The organism is Paenibacillus cineris (assembly GCF_018333335.1).
In the GTDB taxonomy this organism is placed as follows: Bacteria; Bacillota; Bacilli; order Paenibacillales; family Paenibacillaceae; genus Paenibacillus_AQ; species Paenibacillus_AQ favisporus.
The window spans coordinates 3,176,555-3,193,142 of sequence record NZ_BORU01000001.1; the positions used below are offsets into that span (position 1 = coordinate 3,176,555).

Genomic DNA, 16,588 nt, shown 5'->3' on the forward strand with positions numbered 1-16,588 from the left:
AGATTATGGCTTCACGAAAACCGTTTTGATGGAAGTGAAAAATTCGATGGCCGCCTGCCCCTGTTCCCTGGAGTGCGAGCTCGACATTTTCATCCCGCCGAACGGGGCCTGCAGTTCAACGCCCGCTGTTTCCGCATTTACCCGGACCAGCCCGGCATCCATGTCCTGAATAAAGGACAGCATGGCGCCTATATTTTGCGTATAGATGGAGGCACTCAAGCCATAATCGCTATCGTTGGCCGTCGCTATCGCTTCTTCAAGGCTGTCCACGGCAATCAGGGCAAGCACTGGACCAAAAATCTCCTCCCGGGCAATGGACATCTGAGGAGTCACCCCGTCAAATACGGTCGGCTGGACATAGAACCCATCCTCAAGTGCCGATCCGCTCGCCTTTGCCCCTCCGGTCAGCAATACGGCTCCTTCATCCAGCCCTTTTTGGATGTAGTGCAGCACCGTTTCCAGCTGCCTTTCATTAGCGCAGGGCCCCATCCAGGTCTCGGCTAACATGCCGTTACCAAGCCGAATGCCCTCGATTTGGGACAGCAGCTTCGCTTTAAATGCTTCATACACTTCGCGTACAACGATCACCCGGCTGGTCGCCGTGCACTTTTGGCCGGTGGATTTCAAGCCGCCGCTGATCGTCGCTTCGACCGCCAAATCCAGGTTCGCATCCCCGGCGACAATAATCGGGTTTTTGCCGCCCATCTCGAGCTGGTACTTGGCTCCTCGCGCCAGTGCCGCAGCGCCGACGCGCTTTCCGACTTCGTTGGAGCCCGTGAAAGTGATTCCGCCCACGTCCGGATGCTCCACAAGCGCCGAACCGACCACCGAACCGCTGCCGCATACAAGATTGAAGACACCCGCCGGAATTCCCGCCTCCTCGAAGCATTCGGCCAATTTGGCTGCGGTCACAGCCGTTTCCTGGGCCGGTTTCAACACAACGGTGTTGCCGTATATAAGAGCCGGCGCAGTCTTCCAGAGGGGGATGGCTACGGGGAAATTCCACGGGGCGATCACACCGACAACCCCCAGCGGCACCCGGGTCGTGAACATCAGCGCCTCGCTGTCCGTCGAAGGTATCACGTCCCCGGACTTGCGCATCCCCTCACCGGCGTAGTACCGCAAGATAGCGACTCCGCGCATCGTCTCCCCCTTGGCTTCCGCCAGCGTCTTGCCCATTTCTCTTGTCATTGCCTCGGCAACCTCATCAGCCCGCCGTTCCAATACGCTGGCCGCACGAAACAGGATATTGCCGCGTTCCGATCCGGGCAGGCTGCGCCAAGCCCGCCGGGCTGCTGTAGCTGCTGCGACGGCTCGGTTCACATCCTCTTCTGTGGAAACCGGTACATAACCGACCACTTCATGGCGATTAGCGGGGTTGATGCTGGGCTCCGTTTGTCCGGTGGAAGCCTCCGTCCATTCTCCATTGATGAAATTGCGATAAATCTGTTCTCCCTGGAATGCTGTCATTACAATCTCCTCCCCAAATACCTAGTTTGATATAACGTGGTTCACCAACGTCCCGATCCCGCTAATCGAGATCTCGATGCGGTCGCCGGGAGCAAGCGTGAAGTCGGCCGGCGGCACAATAGCTGTGCCCGTCAACAGAACGGTACCGTCAAACAAATCGTTGTCCGCCGCCAGGAAGCGGACCAGCTCATCCAGCTTGCGGTTTAACTGACTTGTGCTTGCCTCACTTTCCACCACAACGAGGCCTTCGCGGTAAATTTGACAGACGATTCTGAAATCGTAGGGGTCTTCCACGGTTTCCGCGAGCCGGATTGCGGGCCCGATCGAGCAGGACTTCCGCCATATTTTTGCCTGCGGCAGATATAGCGGGTTCTCTCCCTCAATATCGCGGCAGCTCATGTCATTGCCAGCCGTGTATCCCACGATGGTCCCGTCTCCGGCAAGCACCAAGCCAAGCTCAGGCTCGGGGATTTGCCATACCGAATCACTGCGCAGCGTTACATCCTGATTCGGTCCGACCGTGCGTGCTGCCGTGGATTTCAAAAATATTTCTGGTCTCACGGCGTCATAGACTTTGTCGTAGAACGTCTCCGCATCCATTCTTCCGCCAGTGGCTTCATAATTCCTAGCCTCCCGGCTGCGCTGATAGGTAACGCCGGCTGCCCAGACCTCCGGCGCATCTACTGGAGTAAGCAGCTGCAATGACGGCCATGCGGCAGTCAGCTCATTTTGCGGTGTAATAGCGCTTTCAACAATTCGGACAGGTGAAACGCCTTTCGCCCTGGCCTCATCGATCAACGATATCAAATCAGAATGAGGCAATGGATAAGCCCTCTCATCATCCGTAACCGCCGCGAGTCTCGTCTGCCGTCCGTCCAAATATCGAATAATTCGCATTCAATATTGCCCCCAATTTCTCCCTATAAGGGTTGATAATACTACCATATCATCGCCTTTGACCCTTGACGATACGCTAATCTTCACTTCGATTTACCCTTTTCACGCATTTCTTTTCCGGAAGGATCAAGCTATAATCGTAACAAATTGACAACTAAACTTGTACCATACAGAGGAGGGTATCTCCGTGACCGAGCTTCCCGGAGTCTATGTTGGCCGTCTTCCCGATGTCCGTATGTCATTTCAGCTGTTGGGGCTGCATGCGCGAAAAGTGGATTCCCGCTGGACCTATCCTTCCCACGAGCATCCCATGTACGAGATCCACTGGGTCGTGGAGGGAGAAATGGACATGGTGATTAATGGGCGAAAATACCGGCAGTCCCGGGGGGACCTGCTATTCATCCATCCGGGTATGACGCATTCCTGCACCCGTGCCGGATCCCAGGGTTTCACCTACTTTTCCGTTCACTTCAGCGTAGACGATACATCCTTTTGCAAGGAGCTCAACCGCTGCAAGGAATTTTATTATCCGTCAGACTCGCCGTTGGTCCAAGGGCTGTCTCCGTCTCTGTCGACGCTGTATCGTCTTGCGGCAGAGCACCTGCGCAGCCCGCTCCCAACATCCAAACAGATGAAGGTCCATGCAGCTGTCTTCGAGCTGCTTGGATCCCTGGTTGGCCAATTGTCAGAGACTGCAACCGTCGCCCGATCCAAAAAGGAATCCCTTGCCCAGCAGATCGCCGAGCAAATAGAAGATTCCGTAAAATACATTCTCCTTCACGGAGAGATTCGGGAAAACGAACGAACCTGGATTCAGGATATTGCCAAGTCGGTCCATATGAGTCCTTCGCAAGTGAACCGCATCTTTAAGCAGATCTACGGGAAAGCCCCGCGTAAGTTTATGTCCGAAACGCTGCTGAACGAAGCACAGCGCTTGCTGCTGCAAACCGATTTGGGGATCGACCACATCGCCATGATTCTCGGGTATAAAACCAATTCGCATTTCAGCCGCCAGTTCAAGCGGTGGACGGGGATGGCTCCCAGCGAGTACCGAAACCAAGTCCAGCAGCAGCCTCTAGCTTATGAGCCGGATCAGTAAAAGATATCCTATAATCGGCTTCCTCTATGATCCGGTCATAAGTTTTTAAACAGTCACAAGCAATTAATGTGTTACTTCATTACTCAATCGTTTCGTGAACGTGTAGGAACGGCCGGCTTTTCCCTCAAACGAAACGGGATCAAGACCAGGTGCTTCCAGACGGCATGGACCGGAAACCGCGCAGGTTACGACCACCTCAATAACCTGGCCCTTCGTCCAGGTGAAATTCACGGTGAAACCGCCCCGAGCCCGCAGCCCTCTGACTTCCCCATCGCTCCAGCTGTCAGGCAAAGCGGGCAGCAGCCGGATCAAACCGGCGTGGCTTTGCAGCAGCATCTCGGCTATGCCTGCCGTGCCGCCGAAATTGCCGTCGATTTGGAACGGCGGATGATTGTCGAACAGGTTAGGCAGCGTGGAATGCTGGAGCATCGCTCTTACGTTGTCGTAAGCCTTGTCGGCATCCAACAGCCGGGCCCAGAAGTTGATGATCCACGCCCGGCTCCAGCCGGTGTGTCCGCCGCCATTAGCCAGCCTGCGCTCCAATGTCGTACGAGCCGCTGCGGCCAGCTCCGGTGTGGAATCCACGTTAATGCCTTCGCCCGGATAAAGCCCGAATAGATGGGAGATGTGGCGGTGTCCCGGCTCCACCTCCTCGTAATCCTCCATCCACTCCTGAATTTGTCCATGTTTGCCGATTTGCGGTTTGGGCAGCCGCTTCAAGGCGGCAGCGAGCTCCTCTCGGAACGCCTCATCTCTTGCAATGATTTCCCCGCTGCGGATGCAAGCGTCAAACAGCGCTTCGATGATCTGAAAATCCATGGTGGCCCCGGCGCAGAGAACTCCTGTTTCGCCATTGGGGAGTCTGTAGCTGTTCTCAGGGGAGACCGACGGACAAGTCATCAGGCGTCCCTCGTTATCCTCGATTAAATAATCGAGCAGGAACAACGCTGCCTCTTTCATCGTCTCATAGGCACGCGCAAGAAAATAACGATCCTGGCTGAAGCGATAATGCTCCCATAAATGCAGGCACAGCCAGGCAGCGCCCATCGGCCAGAAGGATGCCGGCAGATATGTGTCCTGCGGGGCCGTATCCGTCCAAATATCCGTATTGTGATGCGCCGTGAATCCCCGGCAGCCATACATGACGCTGGCCGTGACCCGGCCGGGCTCACGCATCCTTTCGATCAAATCGAACAATGGCTCATGGCATTCGGCCAGATTGCAGTTCTCCGCCGGCCAGTAGTTCATCTGCGTGTTAATATTGATCGTGAATTTACTGTCCCAAGGCGGAGTAAAGCTATCGTTCCAGATCCCTTGAAGGTTCGCAGGCAGGGAACCCGGCCGGCTGGAGGAAATAAGCAAGTATCGGCCAAATTGAAAATACGTTTCGAGCAGCCCGTTATCCTCTTCGCCCTCCCGGAACCGATTCAGTCTTTCATCGGTCGGCAGCACGTTTTTGCCTGGACTTTCCGGCAGCCTCAGGGTAACCCGCCCGAACAATTCAAAGTAATCCTTCACATGCCGGGCAAGCAGCTCGGCATAGGAAACCTGGCTCAATTCCTCTAACTGTCGTTTGCCGTAAAGCACCGGATCGGGATGCCGGAAGGTGGTACCCCCGGCAATCATCAGCGTAACCGCATCCGCATTTTCAACCAATAAATATTCGCCTATGGTCTTGCACACTCCGCCTTCTGGAAGCGCCTTCACGATGGCGCAGAACGAGCTGCCTTCTTTGCCGCCGCATTCCCCTTGCATCACAAGTCCCTGCTGGCCCCATTTTTCCGTCTTCTCCATGTATCTCCAGTTTCGGCGGTTAAACCTTGCCTTTAAGGAAAGCGCCCCCTTCTTGTCAGCAGAAATCCGCATCATGATCGCCTGATCCGGGTAACTGGCAAACAGCTCACGGATATACCGGACATCTCCGATCCGGTAGCTGACCCGGGAAACGCCGCGTTCCAAATCCAGCTCCCGTACGTAATCCACGGCCTTCTCATGATGATCGAACGAAATCAGAAGATCGCCGAGCGGCAAGTAGTGTCTCTGCGTTTCGGGCAGCCCCGCCATCGTCATCCCCGCAAGTGCCTCCGCCTCCTTCAGGCGTCCCTCCATAATCAGTTTGCGGATTTCCGGCAGATGCGCCAGGGCGTCTTCGTTATTGCGATCACGCGGACCGCCATACCATACAGAATCTTCGTTCAGCTGCAGCTTCTCCTCGGTTATTCCACCAAAGATCATGGCGCCGAGCCGGCCGTTCCCAATCGGCAGTGCCTCGTTCCACTCTGCGGCAGGCTTGAGGTACCATAATCGCTGTTTCTGTTCCACGGTATCCGTGGGATTCGTATTCGTCATGCTTTTCCTCCAATCCGCCTCACTGGCGAAAAAATGGTGTGTTCAATCCAGTTCAATCAACGTTTTAATGACCATGAGTCATCTCCCAGTTTAGCAGCTTTCCTTAGAATCCACCTCTAAATTATCCATAACATCTGTTTCACGGTAGGCACCCGGTGTGATTCCTGTATACTTTTTGAAGACTTTGGTGAAATAATGTTTATTTTCAAACCCCGCCCGCCGACCAACCTCGCTTACGGAAAGATGCCGATGCGTCCTCAGCAATTTCTGCGCTTCCTTGATCCGAAATGCGTTCAAATAATTTATAAACGTGTCTCCTGTCACCTTCTTGAACAGGCTGCTGATGTAATTCGGATGAAGGTTCATCAAATCGGCAAGGTGATCCAAGGAAAGATCGTTCATAAAATTCGTTTGCGTGTAAGCAAGAATGCGTTTTGTGTGCCGTTCACAGTCGGAATCGGCTTCGGAGGGCAGCTCTTCATCGATAAGTGCTAGCAGGTTAGCAATTTCGTCTTTGTCCAGCGGTTTAAGTAAATAATCCACGACGCCGCTGCGCAGTGCTCTTCTTACGTATTCAAATTCGTCATAGCCAGTCAGAATAATAAACCGCTTACACAGCCCGTTCCCTTTCGCCTCCTCCATCAACTCGAAACCGTTTCTTTCCGGCATATGAAGATCCGTTACCGTGACATCCGGCATAAAACCCTTCATGACTTCAAGAGCCTCAAAAGCGTTGCCTGCCTCTCGCACCTCCGTACCGAGCGGAGCCGCGTCCTTGATGACCTTGACTAATCCCTCAAGAATAATCGGCTCATCATCTACTATCAATAGTTTCATCGTTAACCGCCGCCCCTTTCGTTATGATGATTGTGAGACATGTTCCCACTCCTTGCTCACTATCAATAACCAGCCGTGAATCACCGCCGAAAAAGGATTTCACCCGTTCGCTGACGTTAATCAGGCCCACACCACCGCCCTCGGTCTCTCTGCTGGAATTGTTGTCACTATCCCCCATGAGCAGTGAACGTAGCCTGGACAGCTTGTCCTCCGGCATGCCTGCCCCACTGTCAGATATGGAGATCCGAACTTCGTCCGCCGTTTCATACGCACGCAGCCTGATATGGACGGGCCGAAGCGTTGCTGCAGCTCCGTGGACGATGCTGTTCTCGATCAAGGGCTGGAGCATAAACCGGGGACAATCAATCCGATCTGCATCCACATCGATGTCCAGCTCATAGCTCAGTCTGTTTCGGAGCCGCATCTTGTGAATCTTAAGATAGAAGATGACCGTCTCGATTTCCTGGGCGAGAACCGTATGATCCTCCTTGGAGGACAAGCTGTAACGCATCAGCTTCCCGAACCAAAAGGAAATGTCGGCTACCTCCTTATCGTTATTGGACTCGGCCAGCATTCTGATCGTTTCGAGCGTATTATAAAGAAAATGCGGTTTGATTTGAGCCTGAAGCACTTTATAGGCCGCTTCTTTATTTCGCAGCTCGGCCCGGTGGACATTGTTAATCAATTCGTCCATCCGCTGAATCATCGAATTGTAAGTCATGATCAGAAAGCCAATCTCATCCAGACGGTTCGGACTGTCGTGCTTGCTGATGTACGGTCTCATATTGTTGTCGTCCAGGTTACGCATGTGTCTGGCCAGGCGAAGAATGCGCTTGGTGATTGTGGAAGCGAGTACATAATACGCTAGCGACAATGCCGCCAAAAAAACGATGACGGTTGAGATTAGAATCATCTCTTTGCGCTTGATCGCGTGAAACACGACGTCTACTTTTCCAATCGCAACAACTCTGACCCCAAGCTCCTCAAAGGAGAGCTGATTCACGATCGTTTTCCGGTTAATGAAATAGGGCTTATTGTCACTTCCGCCGAGCAGTTTGAGCGTCTCCTCATCCATTCCGGAAGCCGTGTCCTCCGCTGCCTCCTCACCAAACGGTAACAGGATCGCTTCCCAGTCACCTTCTATGCCGATAGCCTTGTAAAATTTCTGCATGAGACTGCCGCCAATGCGCAGCTCCAGAAGCCCGACAATTTCGGTAAACTCCGGGTTATAAATGTTCTGATAAAAAGCAAGCCGCGGTTCCTGAGCCTCCGGACTTTGAACAATCCATCCTCCTTGACCGGGTTTTAATGAACTTGCTATCTTCTTGCCCTGTGCATCAAGAGAGGACATATCGAGAAACCGGTCGGTAATTCGAAGCACTTGTTTCTTGGTTTTATAGATTCGAAGTGACTCGATTTCCGGATTGGCAAATAGCGATTGTGTCATGATCGGACTGATATAACGGTTGTAGGCATATATGCTTTCGGCGTCGGATCCATAAACTCCGCCCAGGTAGTCCGTGACATACGGGTTATATTGCAGCAAGCGATGGACGGATTCGATGCGGGTGAGATCCGCTTTCATATTTGCCTTGGCCTGCTCCAGGATCTTTTGCCGGCTTTCTACGAATTGCTGGGTCAGATTGCCGTATATTTGTACGTAGTAGTAATATCCAAACGTAACGACCGGGATAAAGACAAAGAAAATATATCCGATAATAATTTTGCGCACGATACTCACGGTCTTGAATCCCCCCGCTGCCGGTTTATTTCTACTAAACGTACCATGAGCAAGCAAAATCCGGTAGAGATTTTACGTCCCTACCGGTTTTTAATGGCATCGTGTTACTCAAACAAACTTTTCTTCTTCTGGTATGTCTCATTTGCCCAATCGACAAGCTGCTGCAAGCCCATATTCTCGGCAGTCTTCACCATGTTCTCGTAGTTGGCAACCGCCTCTTCTTCGGATTTCGCCAGGTAAATCTTGACCTTCTCATTCTTGATCATCTCGTCGATTTTTGTTTTGAGCGTCTTTTCTTTGGAATCCGGCTGCGTTTGGATAAGACCGATCGCCGGTTTATAGGTCGTGATGGCCTTCGTCTCCATTAACGCCTGTGTTTTCTGCGCTCCGGGAACATAGGACAACATGCCTTCGGTGACCCCGTCATTGTACAAGTACCACCATTTGATTCCGTTGCCGTTAACGAAATCGGCATCCGATGGATCGTATTTCAGATTTGGATAACCCGCTTCATTCCAGGTCCAATGTTCGCCTTCGACACCAAACATGGTCAATTTTTTGCCTTCGTCGCTTGCCAGGTATTGAATAAACTTGATGGATGCTTCCGGATCCTTATTTTTCTTCGTGATGAAGGTACCCGCAAATCCCAGACCCGTACTCACAGCTTTGGCATTCTTCGACAATGCGCTCGGAAGCATTTTCAACGTAAAGGCGCCCCCGTTACTCTTGATTTTATTGTTGTCCGCTTCCGCAGCGGAAACGGTGTAGCCGTGAGCAAAAGCTTTGCCGCTTGTCACATATTGATCGTCAATCTGATCATTCGCAAAAGCAAAATTTTCCGCGAGAATGTATCCGTTGCGATATAAGCTGTTCATAAACTTGAAATACTCCAGCATCTTCGGTTGTCTGATCGCATAATCGATTTTGCCGTCTCGTTCATACCAGCCGTCAATGAGTGCTTCCGTGCCGAACTGCTGCATAAAGTACTGCTCAACCCATTCCTTATCCAGAACCAGCGGAACCATCTCCGGATGCTTCTGCTTGACCATGCCTAAAACTTTTACAAAATCGTCCAGCGATTGGATCGGCGGATTGCCGAGCTCCTTCAGAATATCTTCCCGAACGGCAACACCTGGATGGCCGTCGCTGCCAATCGAATATTTGTTTTGAGCCATTTCCTCCTGCGTAGCGAAGGAATTCCGCACCGTATAGAAATTGCCGTCGTCCATCGTATGGATCGCGATTCTCGTTTTGTCGATTTTGAAATCGGGCGCATATTTTTCGATCAACTCATTCCAGGGATAGGACAGCTTCGAGTCCGACAGCCGATCGATGTTAGCATACGTGAAGACGAGGTCGGGCAAATCTCCTGAAGCGATCATCAGCGGCAGCTGCTTATCGTCGGTTGCCACAGTGACATTCAGCTTGACTCCTGTCTTTTCGGTGATCTTCTCGGCTACCGGGCCTTTCCATTCCTTAACGGGATACCACGGCGCATCGATAAACAGCGATAATTCCTTCACGCCGCCTGATGATGCCGAAGAATCACCGTCCTGCTTCGCAGCCGAGTTCCCGCCGTTACCGTTGCCGCCGCAGGCGGACAGCATTGTAAAGGCAAGCACCGCAGACAGTGCCGCAGCGAGCAGCTTATAGCTCTTGATTGTTTTCAAGTGTACCCCTCCAATGGATTTACTGGTATTTTAATGTAAGCGGTTAAATATAGAAACAGCGATTTACCCTTTCACAGATCCTAACATAATTCCATGCACAAAATATTTTTGCAAAAACGGGTATACGCATATGATCGGCACGATGGAGATGACCATCGCCGTCACCTGCAGCGAGAAGCTCGTCACGCCGGCCGAAGCCGAGGCGCTGTTTGCTACAGCGATGGAATCCAGCGGCGTGTTGCTCTTGTTGATCACTTCCATCATCCGGAAGGTAAGCGTTCGCAAGTTTTCCGATTGCACAAAATAAGCGGAGTCCAGCCACGAATTCCATTGGCCGACACCCATAAATAACGCCATCGTGGCGAGTACCGGCGTTGAGACCGGCAGGATGATCCGAAAAAAGATCTTGAGTTCGCCAGCGCCGTCGATATGCGCCGATTCTTTGAGTTCGCCCGGGATTTCGCGGAAGAACGAGATGGCAATGAGCAGGAAAAACGTGTTGAGCATGGACGGCACGATGTATACTGCAAATGAATTAAGCAATCCAATCGAGCGCAGCACGACGTAATAAGGAATCAATCCGCCGGAAAAGTACATCGCGAAAATGATGACCGTAAAATACGTTTTGCTAAACAACAAATCACGGTGCGAAAGGGCGTAAGCGACCAGGCTTGTCAGCAGCAGTCCCAATGCCGTGCCCGATATCGTCCGGGCAGCCGTGACCAAAAAGGCTCGATACCACTTCGGATCTTCCAGAAAAATTTTGTAATTTTCCAGAGTTACGTTTCGGGGCCACAAATAAATGCCTCCCAATAGCGTATCGGAACCTTTGTTAAACGAGGCGATGAATACATAATAGAATGGATACAGCATGATGAGCATCAATATAAACAACATGATGTAAATAAAGCTGTCAAAAATAACATCCTTCTGTCTTTGGCTCTTCAGCACCACCAGCCCTCCTTTTTAGAATAAGCTTGACCCTGACACCCGCTTGGCAATGAAGTTACTGGAAAATATCAAAATGACCGAGATGACGGACTGAATGAGATCGATTGCTGCCGCGTAGGAGAATCGCCCGTCACTCAGACCAACCTTGAATGCGTACGTCTGAACAATTTCCGATGTCGGATTGTTGATGCTGTTGCCGTATAAGTAGGCTTGTTCGAAGTTGGAGCCAACCAGGCCGCCTCCGAGAATACTGCCAATGGTCAACACCAGCACGACGACGATCGTTCCTCTGATTCCCGGAAGTGTGATATATCGGATTCGTGCCAGCCTTCCGGCACCATCCATCTCGGCAGCTTCGTAAAGCGAAGGATTAATCCCCGTGATGGCGGCCAGGAAGATGATCGTCCACCAGCCCATTTCCTTCCAAATCGCACTGCCGACGGCAAGCCCCCAGAAATAGTTCGGACTCGTCAAAATGTTGAGCGGTTTGTCAATCAGCCCGGTTTCGACCAGGGCCCGGTTTACCATGCCAACATCCGCAGACAGGAAGGCGTAGGATACTCCGACGACAACAACCCAGGAAATAAAATGCGGCAGGTAGCTGATCGTCTGAACGAATCGCTTGAACGCCATATTTTTCACTTCATTCAACAGGATCGCAAGCAAAATCGGTGCGGGAAAAGCGAAAATGACCTTCAGTAAGCTCAGGACAAGCGTGTTGCGTACAATCGTGGCAAACTGATAATCATGGATGAATTCATCGAAATATTTCAGACCGACCCACTCGCTGGTAAAGATCCCCTTGATACCATTTGAAATACTGTAGTCTTTAAACGCCATAAGAATACCGAACATCGGCGTGTACGAGAAAATCAGCAGAAAGATCATACCCAGCCCTACAAATACATGCAGTACTTTTTGCTTTTTGAACCGCTTCCATAATTGGTGCTGCTGGCCGCCGTGATCCGCAGTTCTCGTAAACTGTGCATCCAAATCCATATGCGCTCCTCCTTTATTGCTAGTCTATCCTCTTGACCCACCTGCTCGTAAGCCAACATTCTTAAGAAAGCGTTGTCATTTTTTAATACTCGGCCTCCATGGCTTTATCATTAAAAGATCACACAAAAAACAAAAAGCAGTTCCGGAAAATGCTCGGAACTGCTTGCGTATTTTTTCGGGAAGCTGGTTCACGGGCGGGCGGCTTACTCTAAAATAAACGAAGCCAGATCCGCGCTTCCGCTGCCTGTGTACGTAAAATATAGAGCCTGTATGCCATCCGGAATGACGAGATCCGTTGAATATTCCGTCCATATATTCGTAAAGTTAACAGGTATTTTACCGAGAGCCGGGCCGTCCCAAGCCGTTTTAATTTCAAAGTTGCCCTGGCAATAACCACGCACCTTGATTTTCACCTTCCGGATTCCTTGGCAGTCGAAATACTTGAAACCGGCAGTAGCGGAGTCTGTCATGTTAGCGATGTATCCGATCTCTTCGTCTCCGTCTCTTCCCTCCTGCGTGATCTTCGGAAAACGGCTGTCCATCCATGCCCCTGAGCCAAAACCGCCTGTATACAATTCTTCGTCTTTACAGAACAGATTACATGCCAAGTAGGCGTGGTATTCACCGCGACCCACAAGCGGGCCGTCATTAGGACCGCAAGAGGTCATTTCCACTTGAGGAATCGTTCCATCCTCCCGAATGACGATCGGTTCGATGCAGCCCTGCCGGCTAAAAGCCGTACCGTTGGTATGGCGATGATAAAAAATGAACCATCTATCGTTCATTTCCACAATGCTGCCATGGTTATTACCGCCGTAATACATCGGTTTGTCCGCCGGTTTGTAGGAATCGATGTGAAGATCATTGTTGCTTATGATGACGCCCTGATAAACGAAGCCTTTTGTCGGAAATTTACTGGTGGCATAACATAATTCATGCATGACAATCGATGAATAGACAAGATAATAGGTATCACCCTTCTTTCGGATGGAGGGAGCCTCAAAAAATTCATGCCCTTCAAACCCGCTTCCCGTACTGTAAGGTTCACTTGGGGCGACAAATACAGGTTCCTCCACAATGGTAAGCATATCTTCACCAAGCACCGTGGCCATTGCGCCATGTCTGGATTTATCCTTGGGTGCACAGAAGCCGGTATATAAGTACGTCTTCTTCCCATCTGTCAATACACCCGGATCAAACTGGGGCTCGTCTCCTTCTCTTTCGCCCAAACGTGTACCGTCCGCGTACCTTACGTATCCGTAAAATTCATACTTTCCAGCAGGTGTTTCGCAGACGGCAACCGAAACAACCGGAACCTTATCCAGGACATAATAAAGATAATAACGACCATCCGGTCCGACGGTAACGTCGGGCGCATAAAGACACATTCTGCCATCAGGATTTAGCGGGTCATCCGTTTTGGTGTAGATCACGCCCTCGTACCGCCAGTCGCCTAGATCATTCACGGGTGCCGACCAGCAAGCGTAGTCGTTTAAACAAAACACATGTCCGTTAAAGCGGTCATGCGAGCCATATACATAAACTCTGTCGTTAAAAACGTACGGTTCCCCGTCAGGTATGTATTCCCACGATGGGAGATAGGGGTTTAGCCCTTGTTTTTTCATCATAAACGTTCACTCCTTTAAATATGCCTTCACGCTTCTTCATACGCCGAGCTGCCATCTTTAGCAAAGGAAAAACGGCGGTTGAGGCTGGAATCCTCTTCTAAGTCCAAATATACCGAATACGCTTCTTCCTCAACTCTGAATAGCGGTATGAATTTCGCTTGTTTGACTTGGTCATCGTCAAGGGCAAACTCCAGTTGCTTCTTTTCCGCCCTGACGAATCTTTCGTTGATATTTGCATTTGACATCCCTTGCAAAAGCGAACCTTGCCCGATCTGAGCCAGTAACACGGTGCCAAACATCACCGCCGCCAAACGGTCTGAACCTTGGAGCGGAACCAAATGCAGGGAAGCCTCTATTTCAATTTCAATCGTATCCTGATCCTGAAAAACACGTTGAATCCCGACGTACCCGTTTTCCCTGATAAGTTCGATCGGAGCGGAATTGATTTTTACAGCTTTAACTGCTTTTTCCTTGAGCATTAATTTGAAAGCTGACGGTCCGGCTGCATCAACCACGAGCTTGGACGTAAGCCCATCGGGGAATTCCGTATGCTGCGTGATTGTGACATGCTTTTCTTTCCAAACCACAGCAGATGGAATAAAGGCATTCATCAGCAGAGCATCCCCGCTTTTAAACCAGATATTCTTCTGCAGCTCGCTCATTGCCTCGATGCCTGAGGCGGTACAACACCAGAAGGAATCGTACGGATCGCTGAATTTTTTGATCGCGCAGCTGCCCATCGGCTGGTGGTATTGCGAAAGGCCCGTTTCATCGCTGGCGCTATTCAACACCGCATTGTATTTCAGCGATTCCATATGATCCAGATACTCAACCGCCCCATACCATTCAAACAACCGCTCCAGAATCCTTTCCGTATTATGCGCGCAGCAACTCTCGCATTCGCCGCCGGTCAAAGCATCTGCCAGTTGTCCGTAGCCTCCCCAGTGCTCCGATTTTTCGGAAACTCCGCCTTTGATAAAATGGGTGGCCTTTGAGCTGTTGTTTCCATTGGCAAAAGTTCTTCCCTTTAAGTAATCATAAAAATTCAAGGCCGCCGTTCGATATTTTTCCTCGCCCGTAAGGTCAAACCGGTGCATTGCCGCTATAATCATCGGCAGGTGAGTGTTTGCGTGCAGATTTTCAAGAACATCCTTGCCGTCCGCAAGATGATCCAGGAAATAATCCCTGTCGAAGAGTTGGGCCAGCTCAAGTATTTTGGCATCGCCGGTGATGTCATACAAGGTGTACAGGGCATCGCCGATCCCTCCGTACTCATTTACAGGGTTCACCTTCGTACAACGGAGAATCCCATCGATTTTCCAGAAGGAAAGCTTTTCAAAACGTCCGTGAATGTAGTGGGCCAGATTTACGGAAAGAGCCAGAGCTTTTTCACTGCCGAGATACGCATAGCAGTCGACCAACCCCTGGATAATCTTGTGCAGGGTGTAGTACGGCGCCCATACATTTCGATTTTCCTCGAATTCGAGCGTATCGAGCTTCTCCTCTTCGAAAGCACTCAAATATCCGTTAGGCTTAGCGCATAACTCCATCATATCGACGATTTCATTTGCTTTTGATTTCAACCCCTCGTCCTGATCGGCAAAGGCAAATTTGGAACAGGCAGACAGATAATGACCGACGAAATGTCCTCGGAGACCGCTATCTTCGCTTTCCCACCCGCCCAAGGGCTCCGCGTTGGACGGAAGCCCGGCATTCATTTTGAACGTATGCATAAGCCGGTTCAGATCAAATTCAACAATATACTTTTTTACAAGTTGTCTGCGAAATGCAAAGGAACTGTCTGTCAACCTTACTTCATCATGGCGAAAGTTGGTAAACAAACCGGTCACCTCTTTTCCATCGGTTATGATCCATACCATAAAAATGTATGAAACCCGAATTTTATGAATATCACTACTCCTTTCCCTAAGGATGTGATTTAATATAATGATATTATTGTTGTTTTTGAATGATCTAGCATTTAATCGCGTACTATCGTCACTATATTACGATTTTTAGGAGAGCCCAAATGTACGAGCACCGGTACCGAGAAAACAAGCTGCACGGAGTTCCCGGCTTCCCCCTGTATATATACAAAGTGGAGCATCAAGCCGGGGTTCATTCCATTCTCCCCGTCCATTGGCATAATGAGATGGAAATCATTTATTTGTCCAAGGGAACGGCCACATTCCGAATCGAAAGCCGGGAGTTTGCTATCCGTGAAGGAGAAGCGCTCGTCGTTCACCCAGGCGAACTCCATTCGGGAATTAACGATCAAGATATGGGGATATGCTATTACTCGATCGTATTTAAGTTATCCTGGTTGTCTTCGATCCAAGCGGATCGAATCCAGGAGCTGTTCCTTGGGCCAATCCTGCTTGGGGAACTCCGACTTCCCGACTTATTATCGGTTTCAGGCGGCACGCCTCCCGAATTGTTGGGCTATATAAAACAGATCCTTGTTCGTTACGAGAACCGTTCACCCGCTTACGAGCTGAGCTTGAAGGGCCTTCTCCTGCAACTGATTGCAGATATGTGCCAGTTCGGAATGATGGAACAAAGAGCAGAGCCGCGAAACAGCCCCGGAAACGAATATAACCAGCAAATTAAAAAAGTGCTGGCTTTTATGGAAGAGCATTCTCACGAAAAGCTAGCATTGGATCAGTTGGCTGGCGTAGTTTCTCTCAGCCGCTCCCATTTTTGCAAATTTTTCAAAACGCAGACCGGGATGCGGCCGATGGAATTTCTGAATTTTATCCGCATCAACAAAGCTGCTAATTTGCTGAGCACAGGATCGTACAATGTGCTTGAGGCTGCTCTCGAGTCTGGCTATCAACATGTCAGTTATTTTTCCAAATGGTTCAGGTTCTATATGAATATGACGCCTTCACAGTTTAAATCCTATTATTCCGGAATGTAGAACAGTAGGATGCTTTCTTCAACATTA

The 16,588-nt window shown here is 50.5% G+C and carries 12 protein-coding genes; 2 read left to right on the top strand and 10 right to left on the bottom strand.

What is annotated here, in order from left to right; translation table 11 throughout:
- Positions 1-3 precede the first annotated feature (3 nt).
- Positions 4-1,470 carry an alpha-ketoglutaric semialdehyde dehydrogenase GucD gene (gene gucD / locus KI379_RS14780; protein ID WP_212984026.1) on the bottom strand — a complete coding sequence of 489 codons (1,467 nt, stop codon included), beginning with the start codon at positions 1,468-1,470 and terminating at the stop codon, positions 4-6.
- 21 nt (positions 1,471-1,491) lie between these two features.
- Complete coding sequence (locus tag KI379_RS14785) at positions 1,492-2,367, bottom strand: fumarylacetoacetate hydrolase family protein (protein WP_212984027.1); 876 nt, start codon at positions 2,365-2,367, stop codon at positions 1,492-1,494.
- A 235-nt stretch (positions 2,368-2,602) separates the two neighbouring features.
- On the opposite strand from KI379_RS14785, the gene KI379_RS14790 reads away from it, so the two are divergent.
- Positions 2,603-3,466 carry an AraC family transcriptional regulator gene (locus KI379_RS14790; RefSeq protein WP_089550251.1) on the top strand — a complete coding sequence of 288 codons (864 nt, stop codon included), beginning with the start codon at positions 2,603-2,605 and terminating at the stop codon, positions 3,464-3,466.
- Positions 3,467-3,529: 63 nt separating this feature from the next.
- Here KI379_RS14790 and KI379_RS14795 read toward each other — a convergent pair whose 3' ends face one another.
- From KI379_RS14795 to KI379_RS14830, 8 genes are all read right to left on the bottom strand, one after another.
- A complete protein-coding gene (locus KI379_RS14795; RefSeq protein ID WP_212984028.1) occupies positions 3,530-5,815 on the bottom strand; it encodes a glycoside hydrolase family 95 protein in 2,286 nt (761 codons plus the stop codon).
- Positions 5,816-5,905: 90 nt separating this feature from the next.
- Complete coding sequence (locus tag KI379_RS14800; protein WP_212984029.1) at positions 5,906-6,652, bottom strand: response regulator transcription factor; 747 nt, start codon at positions 6,650-6,652, stop codon at positions 5,906-5,908.
- The gene (locus tag KI379_RS14805; protein ID WP_212984030.1) at positions 6,630-8,393 is read right to left on the bottom strand and encodes a sensor histidine kinase; all 1,764 of its coding nucleotides are present in this window, start codon (positions 8,391-8,393) and stop codon (positions 6,630-6,632) included. Before KI379_RS14805 ends, KI379_RS14800 begins: the two co-directional genes overlap by 23 nt.
- Positions 8,394-8,497: 104 nt before the next feature.
- Entirely contained in the window at positions 8,498-10,063 is a 1,566-nt protein-coding gene (locus KI379_RS14810; protein WP_212984031.1) for an extracellular solute-binding protein, read from the bottom strand.
- A gap of 63 nt (positions 10,064-10,126) precedes the next feature.
- Positions 10,127-11,014 carry a carbohydrate ABC transporter permease gene (locus KI379_RS14815; RefSeq protein ID WP_244879298.1) on the bottom strand — a complete coding sequence of 296 codons (888 nt, stop codon included), beginning with the start codon at positions 11,012-11,014 and terminating at the stop codon, positions 10,127-10,129.
- Between the two features lie 15 nt (positions 11,015-11,029).
- Entirely contained in the window at positions 11,030-12,013 is a 984-nt protein-coding gene (locus KI379_RS14820) for an ABC transporter permease (RefSeq protein ID WP_076164706.1), read from the bottom strand.
- Between the two features lie 203 nt (positions 12,014-12,216).
- Positions 12,217-13,638, bottom strand: coding sequence for a family 43 glycosylhydrolase (locus KI379_RS14825; RefSeq protein ID WP_212984744.1), 1,422 nt, complete (start codon positions 13,636-13,638; stop codon positions 12,217-12,219).
- Positions 13,639-13,667: 29 nt separating this feature from the next.
- Positions 13,668-15,491 carry a beta-L-arabinofuranosidase domain-containing protein gene (locus tag KI379_RS14830; protein WP_244879376.1) on the bottom strand — a complete coding sequence of 608 codons (1,824 nt, stop codon included), beginning with the start codon at positions 15,489-15,491 and terminating at the stop codon, positions 13,668-13,670.
- Positions 15,492-15,670: 179 nt separating this feature from the next.
- Here KI379_RS14830 and KI379_RS14835 point away from each other — a divergent pair, with 179 nt between their 5' ends.
- Positions 15,671-16,561: an AraC family transcriptional regulator gene (locus tag KI379_RS14835; protein ID WP_280518756.1), complete on the top strand. Its 891-nt coding sequence runs from the start codon at positions 15,671-15,673 to the stop codon at positions 16,559-16,561.
- Positions 16,562-16,588 lie beyond the last annotated feature (27 nt).